This is a genomic window from Emticicia sp. MM (genome assembly GCF_001649495.1).
Window position 1 is genome coordinate 1 of sequence record NZ_LXHX01000006.1, and the last position, 19745, is coordinate 19745.

The window sequence follows — 19745 nt, forward strand, 5'->3', positions numbered from 1 at the left end:
AATGTGAATCTACCGTAAGTTTTCAGAATATCACGACAATAGAACCTCAGCAGGGATACCCAACTGTTGATGAAAAATCTTAGCCAGTTTAAGCGTTAAAGGTTTCTTTTTATTGAGCAATGCCGAAACATAGCCTTTACTGCCAATCCAACTAACCAAATCTTTGTTTAGTAAACCCTTTTCCTCCATCTTTAGCTTCACAGCTTCAATCGGGTCGGGTGTTGGAATTGGGTGATGTATATCTTCATAAGCCTTGACTAAGAGTAACGCAATTTGTAATTGTTCTCCCACGGGGCTATCTATATCTGGCGATAAATCGAATTGAGTATCTATCCATTCGAGCATTGTTTCATACTCTTGGTCGGTTTTGATTGGTTTTAGAGTCATGGTCTTAATCTTTGTATTTTACAGTTGAAACATCTATTTTATCATATTCAGCATGAGTACCAAACCACTTGATTTGTATGGCTTTGTAGGTAAAAACAATACGAACTACCAAACGAAAATGATTTCCCATAATGTTAAAAACTACTCTATCATCTCCGACCAAACTTGCGTTTGAGTAAACAGTCTTTAGGTCTTGAAAACTTTGGAAATCAGCCTCAATTAGTTCGTAATACCATGCTAACAATGCATTCGATGCCTTTGGATATTTTTTACAATAGGCCAATAATGTTTTTCTTGTGATGATATTGAACATAAAAAGTTTTCTGATAGAGAACAAATTTATAGGTTTACTTTTAGAGAACCAAAAGATTTTTCTTTTATTTGTGATTTTGGTATATTTGTTTTAAAGCTTAAGTCTCAATTTGTAATCATAAATTAATTTTAATAAGGCACACCAGTTTTTAAATAAAAAGATAAATATTCTTGAGAAGTTGAACTCAACGCTTTTGAAAAAATAGCAAAAGAATGTTGAAAACAAGATCTTTTTCTTGTACTTGCTACTCAAATGCCGAGGGATATTTCACAAGGAGTTTTGAGCCAATTTGGTACATTTGTAGTACATCGACTTATAAATCAACGAGATAGGGAAGTTATAGAGTACGCTTGTTCAGAAGCAACAAAAAGTGCATTGAGTTTTTGCCAATTTTAGCCTCAAGTGAAGCAGTTTTAGCAGGAGTAGATTTTCCAATGCCAATCATTTTGAAAATTAAAAAGCCTACAATTACTCCTAATTCAGAAACACCTACTATTTTTAAAGTTAAGGATTGAAATTGACAATGCTTCACTCTTTGGGTATAATACAACAGCTAACACAATGTTTCATACCTACAGCATGATGTTTATCGGGGTTTACGATTAGCTACCGAGCGTCGGTCGCCGATATAAAATCCATACGGGATAATGTATTTGGGATAGAAAAAGTTGATGTAGAAAGCCCAAAAGCCGCCATCGAAGAAGCCCAAAGAACACTATAAATAATGATTTTAGGTTGGTTTTTATATATTTGTGTATCAAAACAGAAATTTTATGGTGAGTGCTGCACAGAAATTAAGTCCGATACAAGTGCATTTATTACGTTTTTTTAGCGAAAAGCCAATAAATGACCAAGAGACCTATGAGTTACAGCAACTTACAGCAAGATTTTATGCCCAAAAAGCCGATGCACTCATGGATAATTTTTGGGAAGAAAAGGGGTATGATGAAGCCAAAATGCTTGAAATCTTAGAAAAAGATTTGAAGAAATGAAGCAAAGAATTATTCTTGATACAAATTGTTTGTTGGTTTCCGTTCCTAAGAAATCTCCTTTTCGATGGATATTTGATGCAATTTTAGCGGATGAGGTTGAATTGGTAATAAGTACTGAAATTTTACTGGAGTATGAAGAACAATTAGCCCGTTTTTATTCACCCGAATATGCTGAGAATATCATAAAAGTGTTTATTGATTTACCGAATGTAGTAAAAGTTAATCCAATTTCGTTCAATTGGCTATTAATCAATCAAGACTCAGATGATGATAAGTTTGTAGATGCCTATGTTGCTTCAAGTGCTGATATTATTATTATTACAAATGATAAACATTATAATATACTTTCTGAGATTAAATTCCCTCCAATTACATTTTGTAAATAGTGGATTTTAAAATTTAATTTAAACCACAAAAAAGGCGTAATTTCGATGAGAAACTACGCCTTTTTTTATTTTGTAGGACAGGTTTGTAACCTGTCTTTTTAAACTTCAATGGTTGACAGGTTGCAAACCTGTCCTACAATTTATACCGTCTGTTTTTCTAAATTAAATAAATCATTCAACACATCGATCAGTGTTTCAGCTTCGCCACGTTTACAAGCGGCTTTTAACTGAATTACTGGTAATTTAATGATTTTTTGCATCATACTCGAAGTGATTTTCTCTACTTTCTCTGCTTCTTCTGCCGATAACTCTTTCACATAACGAGCCATTTCTTCTTTTCTGATTTGCTCCAATGCTCCTTTTAATTTCTGAATCGTTGGCGAGACAATCATCTCTTGCGACCAGTTATTAAATTCTGCGATTGCATCACCAATAATATCCATAACCTGTGGAATAGAATCCATGCGGCGTTGGAGAGCCTCATTGGCACGAGTTTGAATTTCATCAAGATTATAAGCTACTATACCCGCTACTTCTTCGATATCGTTGGCAATGCTATTAGGCACTGATAAGTCGATTAAGTATTTGACAGCAAGTGTTTTATCTTTTAATGTTTCTTTCGTGATGATTGGGCTTTCACAACGAACTGATGATATGACGATATCAGATTCAAGAATATTATTATTTACATCTTGATAATCTGCTACTTCAAAGCCCAACTGACTTGCTAATGCTTCAGCTTTTGCCTTCGTACGATTCGTAAGCGTAATATTTTTGTAGCCTTTATCAGCCAAAGTACGACATACATCTTCACCGATTTCACCCAAACCAACAACCAAAACCTTCGGATTATTGAGTAGTGGCAAGAAACTTTCCATTACCTCAACTGCTGCATAGGAAGTGGAAGCCGCTCCATCGCGGAATGAAGTTTCTTGAACAACTTTTTTATTAGTAAAGAAAATAGTGTGTAAGAGTCGGTGTAAGAACGGTCCAGCCATCTGAACATCGGCAGCCCATTGATATGCGTGCTTAACTTGATTAGGAATCTGCAAATCGCCAACAACTTGCGAGTGCAAGCCCATTGCTACTTCGAAAAGGTATCTAACCGCTTCGTTGTGCTCTGAAATTATCTCAAAAAATGGTAAAATCTCACTCGAAACAAGTATCTTTTGGCTGGCAATTAGGCGAATAATTTCTTCACCTAAATTATTTTCCGAAACGTAATATACCTCAGTACGATTGCAAGTAGAAAGCACAAGCACTTCCGAAACATCAAACGCCTCACGAATCTTAAGCATCAATGCCTTTGATTCCTCTTCGTTAAGTGCAATTTGACCTCTTAATTCTAAAGAGGCTTTTTTATGCGAAATCGTTATTGCTTTAAATAGTCCGTGCATTATCTCTAAAATAGTTTGCAAATTTACGGTCAGATTTTTTATAACTGATATGATTTCTGTCAGTTTTTATAATTTAGAATTATTCTAAATTATTTAAGCGTTTATTTTGCTCATAACTAAGAAAAATACAAAACTGAGAACAAATTATAGACAACTAAAAATCAGGCCATTTGTAAAATTATTTACGTCGATTTTAAGTAAAAAGTTTTCTTTTATATGAGAAAAGAGTTTAGAATAAGTAATTTAGAATAATTCTAAACAATCTTGTAGCATACAGCATTAGTAAAATAAATGCGTTATTAAATAAGATAAGGTAATAAATAGTTTTTTATGGCGAAAAGAGAGGTTTTTGTAAATATTTATGAGCAAATCACCGGTTGGAGGTTTGTGGCTATTGCTGTTTTGATGAGCATTGGTGTTGGTGTACTTTATTATTTTAATCAATTAGGAAAAGAGGTAGAAGAACGAGAAAAAAAATACGTGCTTTTGTATGCGGCAGGGATTAAGTTTTTCGTCGAAATGAGTGTAGAAAGTACCTGTGATTACACGTTCGTACAAGAAGTATTGGAAGCCAACGAAACTGTGCCTGCTATTGTTGTCCAAAATGGTGTGCCGATTGCCAATATCAATATTCCAGAATTCAAAGACTCTACCCGTACATGGAAGCCTAAAGAGCAAGAAAGGATTTTATACACAAAAATTTCTGAAATGGGTAATGAACATCAACCAATTGAGTTTTCGATAGGAAAAGATAAAGTTTCACTTTACTACAGTAATTCTGTTTTAGCCAAGCAGTTACGTTATTTTCCGTATATTTTATTGGGTACTTTTCTGATTTTTGGTTCTTTGGCGTTTATCGCCTATAGTTCTTCACGTAAAGCTGAGCAAAATAGAGTTTGGGTTGGTTTGGCTAAAGAAACGGCACATCAGTTAGGCACACCTATTTCAGCTTTAATGGCTTGGGTGGAGGTGCTTCGCTCAGACCCAAGCTTTGATGCAACGATTGGCGATGAAATGGAAAAGGATGTCAAACGTTTGGAGACTATTACAACTCGTTTTTCAAATATTGGTTCAGTACCTCAAATGAGCGAAGAGCAAATTTCACCATTGATTTATCAAACCTTACATTATCTTGAGCGTAGAATTTCTACTAAAATAAAGGTTCATTTTGATAGTCAGATTTCGGATGAAGTGCAAGTAAGCTTGAATAAACATTTGCTGGAGTGGGTAGTAGAAAACCTCTGCAAAAATGCCGTAGATGCCATGGGTGGGGTAGGTGATTTGTATGTAACTCTTACGCACGCTGGAAGGAGAAAAATTGCCATTGATGTAAGAGATACTGGAAAAGGAATTTCGAAGACCAATATTCGGAAAGTGTTTAAGCCTGGTTTTAGTACTAAAAAACGTGGTTGGGGATTAGGGCTAACTTTGGCAAAAAGAATCATTGAAAACTATCACGATGGAAAACTCTTCGTGAAAGAAACACAAGTTGATAAAGGAACTACCTTTAGAATTGTGCTTGATACAGTGTAAAATATAATAGCCACGATAATTTTGTTATCGTGGCTATTATATTCATGGTTAAATTTATTTTTTAAACAGAGAATCAACGAACTCCATTTTATTGAAAACCTGTAAATCGTCCATTCTTTCGCCTACGCCAATATATTTTACTGGAATCTTAAATTCATCAGAAATACCAATCACAACACCACCTTTGGCAGTTCCATCGAGTTTAGTAATGGCTAATGAAGTAATTTCGGTTACTTTCGTAAACTCTCTCGCTTGAATTACAGCGTTTTGGCCAGTACTTCCATCTAAAACAAGCATTACTTCGTGCGGAGCTTCGGGCAAGAATTTCTGAATCACACGCTTAATTTTACCTAATTCATTCATTAGGTTTATCTTTGTATGTAAACGCCCCGCAGTATCAATAATAATTACATCTGCTTCCAACTCCATGCCTTTTTTTACAGCGTCAAAAGCCACCGAAGATGGGTCGGTGTTCATTCCATGGTCGATTACTGTTACTCCAACACGTTCGCCCCAAAGTTTGAGTTGGTCAACGGCTGCAGCTCTGAAAGTATCGGCTGCTCCTAAAACTACCTTCTTACCTCTTTTATTAAATTGATGAGCTAATTTTCCAATAGTAGTTGTTTTTCCTACACCATTCACACCTACCACCATCAATACGTAAGGTTTTGGTAAATGTTCGGTTTCAAAACTATCTTTTACGTCTTGCGAATTATTTTCGGCTAAAAGTGCAGCAACCTCTTCTTTTAGAATGCGGTCTAATTCTTGAATATTAGTATATTTATCTCGCTCGACACGAGCTTCGATTCGGCGAATAATCTTGACGGTTGTATCTACACCCACATCAGAGCTTATTAGAATTTCTTCCAACTCATCGAGCACCTCTTCATCCACCTTCGATTTTCCGACAATTACTCGCGAGATTTTGTCAAAAATGCTGGTTTTTGTTTTCTCTAAGCCTTTGTCAAGCGTTTCTTTTTTATCCTTGCTAAAAAAATCAAAAAGTCCCATGGGGCAATTATTGGTTAACTGTTATTGGTGAATGATTGAGCAATACACCTTTTTTCGACAAAAATAGGGGTATTTTATTAGAAAATCGGAGATTTTTTGAATTATCTTTTATTCGGTATCAGGGAAAAACTGCTTCACAATCTCTTCTGTAATGCGTTTGGGGCGAAAAGTTTGGGCATCAAGCGAAATCCAATGCGTAACCGAACGAGCTAAAACCTCATCTCCACGCATGATTTCACAGTGTCGGAGACTCTTTACTCCAACAAAATTATCAACCCAAGTTTTGACCACTAATTCATCACCCATGAAGGCAGGTTTTAGGTAATCAATCTCGTGGCGGCGAGCTACCCATATTATTTGCGAAGCTATTTCTTCAGGTACAGTTTTCCAATGGCCAACGGCAGCATCTTGAACGTATCTAAGATAAACAATATTATTAACGTGATTGAGTTCGTCGATATCTTCTGCAACAACTTTGATGGGTAAATAAAAAATATGAGGCATGAACCAGACTTATGGATGGTGAAATTTTATCAAAAGTACTTATTTAATCATTAAACAAGAAATTCGGCAAGTATGTGCCATAGATTTTGATTAATTTTAGGGCTCTGGGTCAACAAATCATTTAAAGTATGTTACGAACTATAATTCTTTGCTTAGCTTTTTCTCAATTATTAGCTCAAAATTCTGTTTTTATTTCAGGTACAGAAGGGCATAAATCATACAGGATTCCTGCGATTATTAGTTTACCTAATGGAAATCTATTAGCTTTTGCTGAAGGACGCGTGCAAGGAAGTGGTGATTTTGGCGATATAAACATCGTGATGAAAAGGAGCTCAGATAATGGGAAAACTTGGAGTAGTATGAGCACCATTGTTGATTATGATTCGCTTCAAGCTGGAAACCCTGCCCCAGTTTTTGATCATTCAGACCCCGCTTTTCCGAAAGGGCGTTTGTTTTTGTTTTACAATACTGGCAATAACCATGAGAATGAGGTTCGAAAGGGCGAGGGTTTGCGTGAAGTTTGGTATAAAACTTCGAGCGATGGAGGAATAACTTGGAGTGAAGGTGTAAATATCACCACACAAGTGCACCGACCAAAGCAAACAAACGTAAATAAGAATTATAATTTTCAGGAAGATTGGCGTTCGTATGCCAATACACCGGGGCATGCCATGCAGTTTCAGTACGGCAAGTATAGGGGTAGAATTTACGTGGCAGCCAATCATTCGGCAGGAGAACCACAAAAAGAGTTTACGGATTATACGGCACATGGTTTTTTTACGGATGACCACGGAAAAACATTTAAACTTAGCGAAAATATAAGTATTGCAGGTAGTAATGAAGCCACAGCCACCGAGATATCAGGTAATAGATTGATGATGAATATGAGAAACCAAAAAGGCGATATTCGTCAGAGAATTGTAGCTATTAGTGAGAATGGTGGAGAAACTTGGAGCCAAACTTATTTCGATGAAAAATTGCCTGACCCAGTGTGTGAAGGTGCGATTTTATCGTTAGGGGTAGAAAAAAAGAAGCATATTTTAGCTTTTTGTAATGCTGCCGATACTCAAAAGAGAGATAATCTAACCCTTAGGATTAGTTATGATGAAGGAAAAACATGGCAAGTAGTAAAGGTTGTGGCAAAAAGCAACGATGTCAAAGTAAACGACTATGCAGCTTACTCCGACATCGTTAAACTCAATAAAAATGAGATAGGGGTACTTTATGAAAAAAGTAATTACGGCCAAATTGTATTTGAAAGTATCAAGTGGAGGTAATTATTTGAGGTTTTTTAAATAACGCAAAGAAACAGGTAAGTGCTCTTTAACGACCTCATTTTCATCTTCGATATAATAAAACTTAACACCTGTTTGAATAGCCGCTCTAAGAATTTTGCGAAAATCTAGCTGCCCCGTTCCGATAGCAACATCAGAAGTTAGTGGTGTACCTCCCGATAATTCACCAGTTTCTTGGCCGTATTTCATATCTTTTAAATGTAATGCCAAGAAACGCCCTTTGTGCTTTTTGAGCAGTAAGGCTGGGTCCTGCCCGCCATGAAAGGCCCAATACACATCACATTCGAAACTTACATTTTCGGGGTTGGTTTGTTTCACAATATAATCGAAAAGCGTACCATCTTCGGTAGGTTTAAATTCATAACCGTGACAATGGTAGTAGAATTTAATACCTTCCTTTGCCAAAGCTTCACCTGCTTTATTGAAAACTTTAATAGCTTTATCTGCATCTTCTTTCCCGAATTTATTGCTAATGTGCGGAATCCAAGCACAACCTGCGTATTTGATACCCAAAGCTTTGCAAGTAGCAACAACTTTACTGAGGCTATCGCGGAATAAATTATAATCGAGCAGCGTGCTGTAAGGTTTCAGTCCGACTTTATCTAGTTCTGCCTTAAAGGCCTCGGTTTTCATGCCATAAGTTCCAGCTACTTCTACATCTGTGATTCCTAAACTTTTTACATAAGCCAATGTACCTACTATATCGGTTTTAAAATAGTCTCTTAAACTATATAGTTCCAAACCAATGCGGTCTCCTAGAATTTTGCCGATGTTAGGGATACGTTCGCCCGTACCATTTTGAAGCCACATTTCAATGCGTGGAGTTTTCCAGAGATAAGATTTTGAAAGTATATCAAAATCGCCATCACCATCAATATCGCTCATGCGAGCTTCATGAAAATCAACCCCTTTTTGAAAAATAGTTTTCGTGAAATTTCCTTTTCCATCGCCTAAGAGAATGAAAGCTTCTGCATTAAGGTTTTCAGATTTTTCATCCCATTTCACCATCTCAGCACAGAAAATATCTAAATTTCCATCATCATTATAATCAACTACCTCAAGTGTTTGGGCGTGAGTAAGTTCTCTCCCGATTAAATCTTTTCCCTTCCAATTGCTTGATACTTCGGCACTTCCATTACATTCATAGAGCATCAACGCTCCATTTTTACTACCCGGAGCATATAATAATTGCATTTTCTTTCCAACTTTAAACTTGGCGGCCACTACTCGACCAGTTACTTCTGTTACTTTGGTTGGTTTAAACTTCCCATCAACATACTTAAACCACATATTTCCTGCCACCAAATCTTTGTTTCCATCGCCATCAACATCGGCAACAGCACTACCACTATTGTTTTGAGTGGAAGTGTAAATAGTTTCGAAACTCCATTTTCCAGTGACTTCCTCGGGAGCGGTAGCTATCACCAATTGCTTGCCACCTTGGCTCCAAAATGCCAACTGGGCTTTACCAATTTGCTTGAAATCGCCGAAAACAAGGTCGGTATTTTGATTTTCTCCCTCTGTCTTGAGTTCGAATCTATGCCATGGCACATTAGGATTATAAAAAGGTGCGGGGTTCTCCCACCACCAAATTTTATTACTTTGCGTGTCTCCACCAAAAATGAGGTCTAAATCACCATCTTGGTCAATATCATAAGCAGTTCCACTCGCTTCAAGCGGAATTTGTTCTTTATCAATAGCAAATTCTCTCCATCCAATAGCACGGTCGAATTTGAAATATATGATTGAAGTACCTTGACCACGCCCACATACAACAAACTCATCAATCCCATCTTTGTCGATATCAAATGCCAAAGAAGCGGTTTGTTGGGTATTTTTCCATGAAAGCGGGAGCGTACCATCTTCGCTTGAAATATGCTGCCAATTTTGTGCTTTTGTTGTAAAAACGCCTAATAAGCTAAAGAGTGTGATAATTTTAGTTTTCATTTAATAATAACTGCTGGTTCTTTAAGTTTAATACTTCCTTCATCGGCATCAATAGTTGCTTCTATACCAATTGGTACTGTGAATTTATCTTTAATATGCCCAATCATCGAGCCAGAAAAAGCAGGAATTTTGAGAGGCTTGATATGGTCTTCGAAAATGTCTTCGAGCGTAAGTGAACCGTAATTTTTAGAGGGTGGACAATCAGTGCATTTTCCAAAAACAAAGCCCGAAATATTATTTAAAATACCTGCGAGCTTTAGTTGGGTAATCATTCGGTCAACTCGATATGTATCCTCTTGTATATCTTCTATGAAGAGAATGGCATTTTTGAAGTCTGGAACAAATTTTGAGCCCAAAATATGCGAAAGTACGGTAAGATTTCCTCCAATAAGTTTTCCAGAAGCTTTACCCGAATAAATGGTATAAATTCGGTCGTCAGTTTGTACAAGTGTATCGTTTTTCTTAATTGGGTTGACCATTTTTGTGGCATTGCCATCAATCAAAGTATTTTTGAAATAATCAACTGTAAAGCTATTCCAAGTTGAAGAGCCAACTGGGCCATGAAATGTTGCAAGGCCTGTTTGTGCATAAATACCTACCAATAAGGCAGTTATGTCGCTGTATCCAATGAGTATTTTTGGATTATTTTTTATTAAATCATAGTTAAGAAGTGGTAAAATTCGAGCACTTCCCCAGCCTCCGTGCATGGCCATAATGGCATTTACTTGTTTATTGGCAAACATTTCGTTGATGTCTTCGGCTCGGTCTTGGTCTTTTCCAGCTAGATTACCGTAGCGGTCGAATACGTGCTTTCCAATTAAAACTTTAAACCCCATCGCTTGCAGACTTTCCACCGCTACTGTTACTTCTTCCTTTATAAAAGCTGAATAAGCAGGGCAAACCAAGCCAATGGTGTCTCCTTTTTTTAGAGCAGCTGGTTTGATTGTCGTCAGATTACTGTCTAGCGAATGGAATTTTAGGTTGGAAGCTCCAAATGCAGCTAAAAATGTAGTGCTTAGGAAATTTCTACGAGTATTTGGTTTAGGGTTTGTCAATGACATCTGGAGTGTTGTTTTGGTATTTTCTCAAAAACGAATTTACAAGACTTTTCGGTGATTTATCAAAAATTACTCAAGAAATTGATTGATTAGTTATTTTACAAAAAAAGCCGCTCGACTGAAACGAGCGGCTCTAATTATATGAAGTATTAATTGCGACAACGGAGGCTTTTAGCCAATCATGAGAGATTCTCTTCTACGCATTTTTCCGGCAGGAATACCGAACATCATCTTGAAACGGCGACAGAAGTATGCCGTATCTTTATAACCAACCTCGTGGCCAATGGCACGAATACTTTTCTTCGTTGTTCGAAGAAGGGTAACGGCTGCTTCCATGCGTTGGTATTCGATATAATCTTGTGGATTGATACCTGTAAGCATTTTGAAATATTGACCAACATAATCTTCTGATACGTTGGCAACGTTTGCTAATTGCTTATTAGACAAATCGCCAGGAAGTGAGTTTTTGATATACGTAAAAATGTCAATCAAACGAGGGTCTTTGAAATACGTACTGTTGGTGGCTAATTGCTCAACAAACATACGGTTTCTTAAGATGTGACGTACGATTTCGATAACAATCTCTTCGGTTTTATTTTTAATTACACGGCCACGGCCAGCTTCATCAGAACAATCTTCTTTCAATATGTCATAAATTAAAGAGCCTAATTTGCTGTGTGCTTTGATGAAAAACGGTGGAATGTCAAGCGAAGTAAAGAAGTTTACCGAGTCGAAAACTTTTGCTTCGAAAGCTACCAATCCAAAAGAATTAGGTACTTGGCCGATTGTCGAAGGGTCAGTCATGGTTTCCCAGTAGCTTTCACGGCGAGTCATAAACTCTTCATACGAGATATTTTTTGGCTCACCACTTCCATAAGTAAGTGTAGCGGCCTTTCCTCCCGGAATGAAAAGCAAATCACCTGGCTCTACTTTTTCTTCATTGCCATCGAGTTTAACTTCACCATTATATAAAACCAAAATGGTGTTTTCAACGTCATAAACGTTTTTTATCTTAATTGTTTGTAAGATTCTAATGTGGCGTGCTTTGGCAAATTTTACGCCAAGAGATTCGATTATTTTATTGTAGTCTTCCATAGGAGAAAGAATAATTTTCTGTTTTGCTTAGAATTATAAGTGCAATGTATTAACAAATATTGTACAAAACCAATAATTTCAATATTTTTTTTAAACATAGAAAAAAACTAAAATGTTCCTTTCGTCATACACTTATGCAAATATAAGTGCTTTTTTCTAAAAAAAATCTAATTTCTAATAAACTTATTTTAATAGTAATATATTGTCTTGTTTGGTAAAATTCCGCTATTTTACACAAAAAAAGGCTCAAAAAGAGCCTTTTTTTTTACAACGTTTTATGTGTTTTATTATAATTTAACCTTAGTAAATTTGTACGTTTTCAAGAAAATAATTAAGTATTTTTGACTAAAAATTATTTTTAATAACTGTTTATTTTAAACTTATAATCAATGAGTTATACTTGAATTAAACGCTTCCGTAGTTTTTTCGGCGAAGCCACTGTAATACAAATCCAAACACTATAACTAAACCTACGGGCAACCCAATATTTAAAATTTGCCAAAAAGTTCGCTCATCACGTGTACGAAGTTTATCAAGCGGACGAAGTTTTACTTCCTTACCACGGGCTTTAATTACCCCATTTTCATCAATCAAATAGTCAATGGCGTTTAGCACAAAATCTTTATTGCCAAAAGTATGTTGTGTTGCTTTGTCATAGCCTAAAGGCAATGGATTACCTGTTTTCTGACTCACTTCATTGACAATTAGGTCGCCATCAGAGCAAATTATGATTTTCGTTGGCTCGCTTTCAGCCTTAAAACCTGTAGCTTTAGGGTCGATGATTTGATTTTTATAAAGCGATTGAAACTTCCCTTCCAATAAATAAGCAATCGTTTTTACGCCTCCTTTATATTCCGCTTGGTCGGTATCGGTGCGTGCGTCATTGAATGTAATAAATGCAGGGGCATTGAGTACTTTTGTGTATGGGCTAGTCATGAGCAAAGGAACTTTGGTCACACCATCAGCCCTTACAGTATCCATTGAAGCTACATAACGACTATAAACTAAGTCTATGTTGTTGGTAATGAGGCTTTTTCCAAAATTATTTATAAGTGGAAAATAACGATAAGGAACAGGTTGAATATTTGGTCGATCGCCTAATTCTCCAACTACCAACGGAATAACCGCACAGCTTGCTCCATCTTTCACGATGTTATTATTGATACGAACACCGTATTTGAATAGCAAATCTGTAAGATTCAAATCAAGTGGTTGGGCATAATTTCCTTCTAAACCTACTGAATCTACCTTCAAGCCATCAACAAAAAATAAGGCACGGCCACCGCCCATAATGAACTGGTCGATTTTGTATTTTGTGCTATCATCTACGGGCATATCAGGTTTAGGCAAAATAATTGCATCGAGCCCTTCGAAAGTAGAGGATTGCTTAGAGTTGATGATAAATAAATCGTAACGTTCTTGTAAAGAGGCAATTAAGTCGGAGAAATTAAGTGGTTTGAGCTTCGTAAACTCGGCCAAAAGGCCAATTTTTTTGCGGTCAGTTTGTGTTAATTTTCGTATTGCAGTAGCTAATTCATATTCTACATTTTCATAAGATTGATTGAGTTTTTCTTCGGCAGTTTTGCCTTGTGTACCTTTTAGTAGTAAAACTGGCAACTCAAACTTACCCGAAGATACGAGGGCGTAAGGAAAAATAATGGTTTCTACCTGACGTCCATTTTTAGTATCAACAATACGTGTAGGAGTCATGCCCTTTTGAGCCAATTGCATGTAAAATTCTTCACGTTTTTTTGGGTCGGTTTCTGAGTTTGGGTTAATAAAAGTATAGTTAATCTTGGTACCGCCATAAACCTTAAACTCTTCGAGTGTTTCCGAGACCGCACGTTTCAATCGCTCAAATCCTCCGGGAAGTTCATCGCCATCTAAATATACTTTAACAAAAACATCGGCTGTGTCTTTTTCGGCCAAACCTTCCAGTAAGCTTTGCGTAGCATTAGAAAGAGAATAACGTTTTTCTTCGGTCAGGTCAAGGCGAAAGAAAAAAAATGATGCGGCAATGTTTAATAATACGATTCCGCCAATGATGAGTAAGGCTACAACTAATTTGTTTTTCATTAATTATATTGCTTTTAGCGACTAACTAAAAATTAATAATTCTAGGGGCAAACTTCTACTGAAAATAGTCTAATGTTTTTGTTAAAAGCTAATTGCGAATAGCCAAAAGCAAGCAACTTTCAGTAGTTTTGTGCAAAAATATAACATTCATTCCTTAATTGTTGCTTTTTATATGTTTCCTGCAAAATATTGGGTCGAAAAATTACAGATGCAAGCCCACCCCGAAGGTGGTTTTTTTGTGGAGACCTACCGTTCTTCCGAAGTAATTACCGCAAATTCTTTACCTAAACGTTTTTCGGGTGATAGAAATTACAGCACAGGTATTTATTTTTTGTTGGAAAGTCACCATTTTTCAGCCTTTCATAGAATTCAGTCGGATGAAATGTGGCATTTCTATGCGGGCGATGCCTTGAATATTTATTATATTGATAATGAGGGAATTATGCAAGTGATTCGCTTAGGTAATAATCCAGAAAAAGGCGAAGTTTTTCAAGCGGTAGTGCCTGCTGGCGTGTGGTTTGGTAGTAAACCAGCCGTAGAAAATTCTTATGCTTTGGTTGGTTGTACGGTAGCCCCAGGATTTGATTTTGCCGATTTTGAAATGCCTAATCGAGCGGTACTTTTAGCTGAATTTCCGCAGCATAAGTCTGTAATTGAAATGCTCAGCCACGAATAATTCTGATTGAGAGAATTAATGAATGATAGAATTACGTACTTTTGCGTACAATTTTTAAAATTTAATCAAAATGTTACAACGCCCGCAATCATTGTTATTATTAATTGTTGCCATTTGTATGATTGTGTTTTTAGGAACACAAACTTGGCACAAAACCGTAGGTACAGAAGAAATTTCACTCAATGCTTATACACTTTCTTATGTAAAAGCAGGCTCAATTGTGAAAAACACGCCTGTTTATTATTTAGCTGTTTTGGCTGTACTTTCGGCAGGACTTTCAATTTTTACGATTTTCCAATATAAAAATCGTGTACGTCAAATGTTATTGGTTTCGCTCAATTCATTGGTAGGAGCCGCTTTATTGGGTACAACTGTTTATCATATTCAGATGGATGCCAACAAACTTTTCTCACCAGAAAATCAAGGAGAGTTTGGTATTAGCTTCTGGGGAGCATTTTTGGCCTTAGCACTCAATTGGGTAGCGAATCGACTTATCAGAAATGATGAGAAAAAGGTTAGAGATGCCGATAGAATGAGATAATTTTTGAAATAGATAAAAGTAAAAGGAGGCTAGTTTGTTACTAACCTCCTTTTGCTTTACGAAGCATTGATTATTCGTTGTAGCAAATTATAGCTATTATTTGCCACTGAGGGGCTTCATATCGGTAGAAAATAAATATATAATCTCGAACCCACGTTAACAAATCAATTTAAAACCTTCGCCGTGCATATTCATGATTTGAAGCGAAGGGTCTTCACGAAGATGTTTTCTTAGTTTTGTAATATAAACATCCATACTGCGGGCATTGAAATAGCTATCATCACCCCAAATAAGTTTTAAGGCAAAACTTCTACTAACCGACTGATTTTTATTTTGACAAAGCAATTTCAACAATTCAGATTCTTTGGTGGTAAGTTTATTGTGGTTATTATTGATACTTAAGCTATTGGTCTGAGCATCAAACTCATAGGCTCCAATCTTGAAGTTCTGTGTTTGGTTTTCTGGTTCACTTTTATTAACCCTACGCAAAATAGCTTTCATTCGCATTAATAGCTCTTCCATGCTAAAAGGTTTCGTAATATAATCGTCGGCACCTGCTTTGAATCCTTGAATGGTATCTTCTTTCATAGATTTGGCCGTCAGAAAAATTACTGGAATTTCTTTATCCTTCATTCGTATTTCTTTAGCCAACGAAAACCCATCTTTTTTTGGCATCATTACATCAAGGATACACATATCGTATCCACCTTTTTCTAAGAAAAATTTTAGCCCTTCTTCGCCATTTTTGGCTAAATCAGTCGAAAAACCTTTTGCTTGAAGGTATTCTTGCAGGAGCATTCCCAAATTAGGGTCATCTTCTGTTAAAAGGATTTTTGCCATAGTATTTTCAAATAAAATCTTTTAAAATTTAATGAATGTTTGATGAGGAATTGCAAACTAAGCCTTTCCAACCGATGGATTAGGATTGAACAAAATTTCAAACTTACTTCCTTCACCTAATTTACTTTCAACAAAGATTTGCCCATTATGTAATTCTACCATTTTCTTTACATAACTAAGCCCCAAACCAAAACCTTTTACATCGTGTAAGTTACCAGTTGGTACGCGATAAAAACGCTCAAATATTCTGGCAACTTGGTCTTTGCTCATACCGATTCCTTTATCGGCAATGCTCACTTTCAATAAGTTACCCACATTTTCTGTGCGAATCGTGATTACTGGGTTTTCTGGCGAATATTTATTGGCATTATCAAGTAAATTATAAATGATATTGGTCAAATGAACTTCATCGGCGATAATTTCTGAGTTTTCGGCTTCGAGCTCAAGGTTTACAATGCCATTTTTCTGTTCAATCTGCACGCTTAGATTAGTCAAAACTTGTTCGATGGTTTCGTGAACATCAACCTCGCCCATTCGAAGTTTTACTTCTCCTTTATCAAGTAAGGCCATTTGTAATACTTTCTCTACTTGCGTGCCCAGCCTACGATTTTCATCTTGAATGATATTCAGATAACGGTTCATTTTTCCCGCATCTTTCTTTACATCACTATCTTTCATTACTTCAACCGCCAAAGAAATAGTAGAAATTGGCGTTTTGAACTCATGGGTCATATTATTGATGAAGTCGTTTTTAATATCTGCCAGTTTTTTCTGCTTCATCATTGTGCTAATTGAACTATAAAAAATTCCACCAACAGCCAAAAGTAAAAGTGCTGAACTCAAGAAAACCGACCACATATTTCGAAGTATAAAGCTCTGTGTATCAGGGAAATATACATACAGAAAATGATTATGAGGCTGGAGGTCATTTGGGAAAAGCAAAACTTTATACGCTTTTTTTATCAACTCAGGCGTGTAATTAACGGCAAATGATGAAAAAATCATGTTTGAACCATTCTTCACGCCATGCTGATATGGAATCGTGATACCCCTGCTACGTAATTCTTTCTTAAGTAGCGTATCAAGCGATTGGCGGTCGAGGCGTTCGTAAATGTTTCTTGTACCATGAATCACATCGGTCAAAACATTTTTTACCAGTTCTGCCTTATTTTTTGTTCTATCGAAATTTGTTTGGAAGATTTTTTCTTCACTCTTTTTCTTCATTTCAATAGGACGGTCAACTTTATTGGCCATTTGTTTTGAAACATTCAAAGAATCGCCTACTTGGCCACTATTAAAGTAATATTTGTAAGTAACCACACCGCGTTGATTTTCTACTTGAAATTGTAGGTTTTTGGGCTCTCGGTGTCGGCGATTTCTACTCATAAAAATGACCTGTCGGTTGATTTCACTAACCAAATCTTCTACACTTCGCTGACGCATCAATAATGAACGAGTGGGTTGAGTAAGTTCTTCCCAAGCCAAGTTTTGTTCTTCAAGCATCTCCTTAATTAAACCCATTTGTCGCTCAGGAATCTCAAATGTTGGTTCTGCCAAAAAAATATCCGAGGGAGCCATCGTAATCGTGTGGGTGTTCATGCCTTGTGGCATTAATATTACTTTGGGGTTTTCACGGCTTGGATTAAGATTTTCGACATTTACAACTATTTCTTCGGTCTGATTTTGAGTAGATGCATCTTGCACAACAGCTTTAGGTCTTCTTTTCTTAGCAGCTTTGTGTTGTGTAATGGCCAAAAGTTTTTGTTGTTCTTGAGCCTTCATTTGCTGATTGGCCAAGAATATAACCTCTTGTTTTTCGATTTTTTGCACTGTTGCCAACAAAGCATCGTTTACATCTCGGTCAAACTGCTCTTTCTTTACAGAAATGGCGTTTTCTATCCAATACCATTGAAAGGCGATGAGGCCTAACATGGCCAATAGCATTACTATGATGATATTTCGGAAATTCATACCTCGATTTTCGCAATTATTAAAATTCAATTGGCAGATTACAACTATTTAATTCACTGCAAACCGCTAATTTTTATTATTCCACGAATTTAACGTCTTAAAAACTAAATTATGCTTTATTTAACACTTTTTAACACCAAACAATTTACTAAATTTACTATTTACTATGAGTCTTACAAGATAAACCCAATATAAAATGATAGCCATTTATACCATTGTTTGTTTAGTTTTAGCTTTGTTGCTTATCTATTTTTGGTTATACCAGAAAGTTTCGAAGCATATTCCAGAAAACTACCCGAATGCAGCCAATCTACAAAAAATTGACTCCAATAAAAAGACCTTAGTTTGTTTTGGTGATAGTAATACACATGGAAATGTGAGTTACAACTGGGTAAATGATTTGCGTTCGGAACTCGATGATTATTGGGTGTTTAATGCAGGAGTTAACTCAGATTTGACTTACACATTGCTCCGAAGAATATCCGATGTGATTGCCGCGAAGCCAGATTTTATTACGATTTTGATAGGGACAAATGATGTAAATGCCACAATGAACATAAAAATGGAAAAACGCTACCAACAATTAGGTAGAATTGGAAAAGATATTTCTCCAAACTTTGAAGATTTTAAGGCAAATTATCAACAAATTATTCAGATTCTAAAGCAAAAAACTTCGGCTAAAATTGCGGTGATGTCGCTGCCTGTGATGGGCGAAGACCTTGCACATAAGGCAAATTTACGAGCTGATAAATACAGCGAATTTATTAAACAATTAGCCAGTGATGAAAACTTATTGTATTTACCTCTACGCGAAAAACAAAAGGCTTTTTTAGAAAACAATCCTCAGCCTTTGAAACATACTTTTGAAGAGACCTATACCTTACTCAATTACTCGGTTATTTGGCATTACATTTTCGGAAAATCTTGGGATTACGTTACAGCTAAGCATGGTTTTCAATTAACACCTGATAATCTTCATCAAAACTCTATCGCAGGCGGTATGATTCGTGATTTGGTAAAAGAATTTATCTTAAAAAATTAAAAGATTTATTCTACCAATCGTTTGGTAAATAAAAAATCGTTTTTATATTTGTTTGAAATTAAGCTTAGAAGAGAAGTAAAATGCCAATTCAAAAAATTACAAGAGAAGAAATATTGCTAAAATCGGCCGATGTTTTTCGGGTGAAAGGGTATCATAATACCTCTATGCAAGACCTTGCTGAAGCCTGTGGTTTATTGAAAGGAAGTCTTTATTATCATTTTCCGAGTAAGGAAATGCTCATGAAAGATTTGCTGGAGTCGATTCATCGCTTGTTAATGGAAAAAATTTTCCCGATTGCTCAAGATGAAGCTTTATCTCCCGAAGAAAGGATGGAAAAGCTCTTGAAAAAGATGGGAAAATTGCTTTTGGAAAAAGAAGGTGGCTGCCTAATTGGTAATACAACGCTCGAAACTGTGGGTGTTGTACCTGAATTTCAGCCCGTTCTCCGAATAATTATGGACGATTGGACCAAGGCTTTACAAACAATTTTTGTCAATAAAAAAAGTCCAGAACAATCATTTAGATTAGCTCAACAAACCATCATGGAATTTGAGGGAGCTACGATGTTTACGAAACTTTACGGCGATAAACAATTTCTATACGATACTTTTGCCCGAACAATGATGAAATTGAATTGAGAATTGAGAATTGAGAATTGAGAATTGAGAATTGAGAATTGAG

20 protein-coding genes are annotated in these 19745 nt (G+C 36.2%); 8 read left to right on the plus strand and 12 right to left on the minus strand.

From position 1 onward, the window contains the following. Positions 1-30 precede the first annotated feature (30 nt). The 3 genes from A6M55_RS00805 to A6M55_RS00815 all read right to left on the minus strand — a co-directional run bounded on the left by A6M55_RS00805 (position 31) and on the right by A6M55_RS00815 (position 1232). Positions 31-387, minus strand: a complete 357-nt coding sequence (locus tag A6M55_RS00805; protein ID WP_064196148.1) for a type II toxin-antitoxin system HigA family antitoxin — start codon at positions 385-387, stop codon at positions 31-33. A 4-nt stretch (positions 388-391) separates the two neighbouring features. Further along, the gene (locus A6M55_RS00810) at positions 392-700 is read right to left on the minus strand and encodes a type II toxin-antitoxin system HigB family toxin (protein WP_064196149.1); all 309 of its coding nucleotides are present in this window, start codon (positions 698-700) and stop codon (positions 392-394) included. A gap of 337 nt (positions 701-1037) precedes the next feature. Further along, positions 1038-1232 carry a hypothetical protein gene (locus A6M55_RS00815; RefSeq protein ID WP_064196150.1) on the minus strand — a complete coding sequence of 65 codons (195 nt, stop codon included), beginning with the start codon at positions 1230-1232 and terminating at the stop codon, positions 1038-1040. Positions 1233-1473: 241 nt separating this feature from the next. On the opposite strand from A6M55_RS00815, the gene A6M55_RS00820 reads away from it, so the two are divergent. Both A6M55_RS00820 and A6M55_RS00825 read left to right on the plus strand, forming a co-directional pair. Then, positions 1474-1692, plus strand: coding sequence for a hypothetical protein (locus A6M55_RS00820; RefSeq protein WP_064196151.1), 219 nt, complete (start codon positions 1474-1476; stop codon positions 1690-1692). Next, positions 1689-2078 (plus strand): putative toxin-antitoxin system toxin component, PIN family, encoded by a 390-nt coding sequence (locus A6M55_RS00825; protein WP_064196152.1) that lies wholly within the window; start codon positions 1689-1691, stop codon positions 2076-2078. The genes A6M55_RS00820 and A6M55_RS00825 overlap by 4 nt, the downstream gene beginning before the upstream one ends. Before the next feature lie 140 nt (positions 2079-2218). On the opposite strand, the gene hemA is transcribed toward A6M55_RS00825, so the two are convergent. Next, positions 2219-3475: a glutamyl-tRNA reductase gene (gene hemA, locus A6M55_RS00830; protein WP_064196153.1), complete on the minus strand. Its 1257-nt coding sequence runs from the start codon at positions 3473-3475 to the stop codon at positions 2219-2221. Between the two features lie 330 nt (positions 3476-3805). Between hemA and A6M55_RS00835 the strand changes: the two genes are divergently transcribed. After that, positions 3806-5008, plus strand: coding sequence for a PAS domain-containing sensor histidine kinase (locus tag A6M55_RS00835; RefSeq protein ID WP_015029166.1), 1203 nt, complete (start codon positions 3806-3808; stop codon positions 5006-5008). Positions 5009-5062: 54 nt separating this feature from the next. Here A6M55_RS00835 and ftsY read toward each other — a convergent pair whose 3' ends face one another. Further along, positions 5063-6019, minus strand: coding sequence for a signal recognition particle-docking protein FtsY (gene ftsY / locus A6M55_RS00840; RefSeq protein ID WP_064196154.1), 957 nt, complete (start codon positions 6017-6019; stop codon positions 5063-5065). A gap of 108 nt (positions 6020-6127) precedes the next feature. Further along, the gene (locus A6M55_RS00845; protein WP_064196155.1) at positions 6128-6523 is read right to left on the minus strand and encodes a thioesterase family protein; all 396 of its coding nucleotides are present in this window, start codon (positions 6521-6523) and stop codon (positions 6128-6130) included. A gap of 128 nt (positions 6524-6651) precedes the next feature. Between A6M55_RS00845 and A6M55_RS00850 the strand changes: the two genes are divergently transcribed. Continuing rightward, complete coding sequence (locus A6M55_RS00850) at positions 6652-7800, plus strand: exo-alpha-sialidase (protein WP_064196156.1); 1149 nt, start codon at positions 6652-6654, stop codon at positions 7798-7800. Here the strand turns inward: A6M55_RS00850 and A6M55_RS00855 are convergent, their stop codons facing one another. From A6M55_RS00855 to gldG, 4 genes are all read right to left on the minus strand, one after another. After that, complete coding sequence (locus A6M55_RS00855; RefSeq protein ID WP_064196157.1) at positions 7801-9765, minus strand: sugar phosphate isomerase/epimerase; 1965 nt, start codon at positions 9763-9765, stop codon at positions 7801-7803. Then, positions 9762-10826: an LD-carboxypeptidase gene (locus A6M55_RS00860; RefSeq protein WP_064196158.1), complete on the minus strand. Its 1065-nt coding sequence runs from the start codon at positions 10824-10826 to the stop codon at positions 9762-9764. Before A6M55_RS00860 ends, A6M55_RS00855 begins: the two co-directional genes overlap by 4 nt. 168 nt (positions 10827-10994) lie before the next feature. Then, a complete protein-coding gene (locus tag A6M55_RS00865) occupies positions 10995-11918 on the minus strand; it encodes an AraC family transcriptional regulator (RefSeq protein WP_015029172.1) in 924 nt (307 codons plus the stop codon). 405 nt (positions 11919-12323) lie between these two features. Then, positions 12324-13994, minus strand: coding sequence for a gliding motility-associated ABC transporter substrate-binding protein GldG (gene gldG / locus A6M55_RS00870; RefSeq protein ID WP_064196159.1), 1671 nt, complete (start codon positions 13992-13994; stop codon positions 12324-12326). A 172-nt stretch (positions 13995-14166) separates the two neighbouring features. Here gldG and A6M55_RS00875 point away from each other — a divergent pair, with 172 nt between their 5' ends. Together A6M55_RS00875 and A6M55_RS00880 are read left to right on the plus strand one after the other, a co-directional pair. After that, positions 14167-14670, plus strand: coding sequence for a cupin domain-containing protein (locus A6M55_RS00875; protein ID WP_064196160.1), 504 nt, complete (start codon positions 14167-14169; stop codon positions 14668-14670). 70 nt (positions 14671-14740) lie between these two features. Next, on the plus strand, positions 14741-15211 hold the full coding sequence (locus tag A6M55_RS00880; RefSeq protein ID WP_015029175.1) for a DUF4293 domain-containing protein: 471 nt from the start codon (positions 14741-14743) through the stop codon (positions 15209-15211). A 156-nt stretch (positions 15212-15367) separates the two neighbouring features. On the opposite strand, the gene A6M55_RS00885 is transcribed toward A6M55_RS00880, so the two are convergent. Next, positions 15368-16051, minus strand: coding sequence for a response regulator transcription factor (locus A6M55_RS00885; RefSeq protein WP_064196161.1), 684 nt, complete (start codon positions 16049-16051; stop codon positions 15368-15370). 57 nt (positions 16052-16108) lie between these two features. Then, positions 16109-18022, minus strand: coding sequence for a sensor histidine kinase KdpD (locus tag A6M55_RS00890; RefSeq protein ID WP_064196164.1), 1914 nt, complete (start codon positions 18020-18022; stop codon positions 16109-16111). A 196-nt stretch (positions 18023-18218) separates the two neighbouring features. Here A6M55_RS00890 and A6M55_RS00895 point away from each other — a divergent pair, with 196 nt between their 5' ends. Continuing rightward, positions 18219-19064, plus strand: a complete 846-nt coding sequence (locus tag A6M55_RS00895) for an SGNH/GDSL hydrolase family protein (protein ID WP_064196162.1) — start codon at positions 18219-18221, stop codon at positions 19062-19064. An 80-nt stretch (positions 19065-19144) separates the two neighbouring features. Further along, complete coding sequence (locus tag A6M55_RS00900; RefSeq protein WP_064196163.1) at positions 19145-19702, plus strand: TetR/AcrR family transcriptional regulator; 558 nt, start codon at positions 19145-19147, stop codon at positions 19700-19702. Positions 19703-19745: the final 43 nt, after the last annotated feature.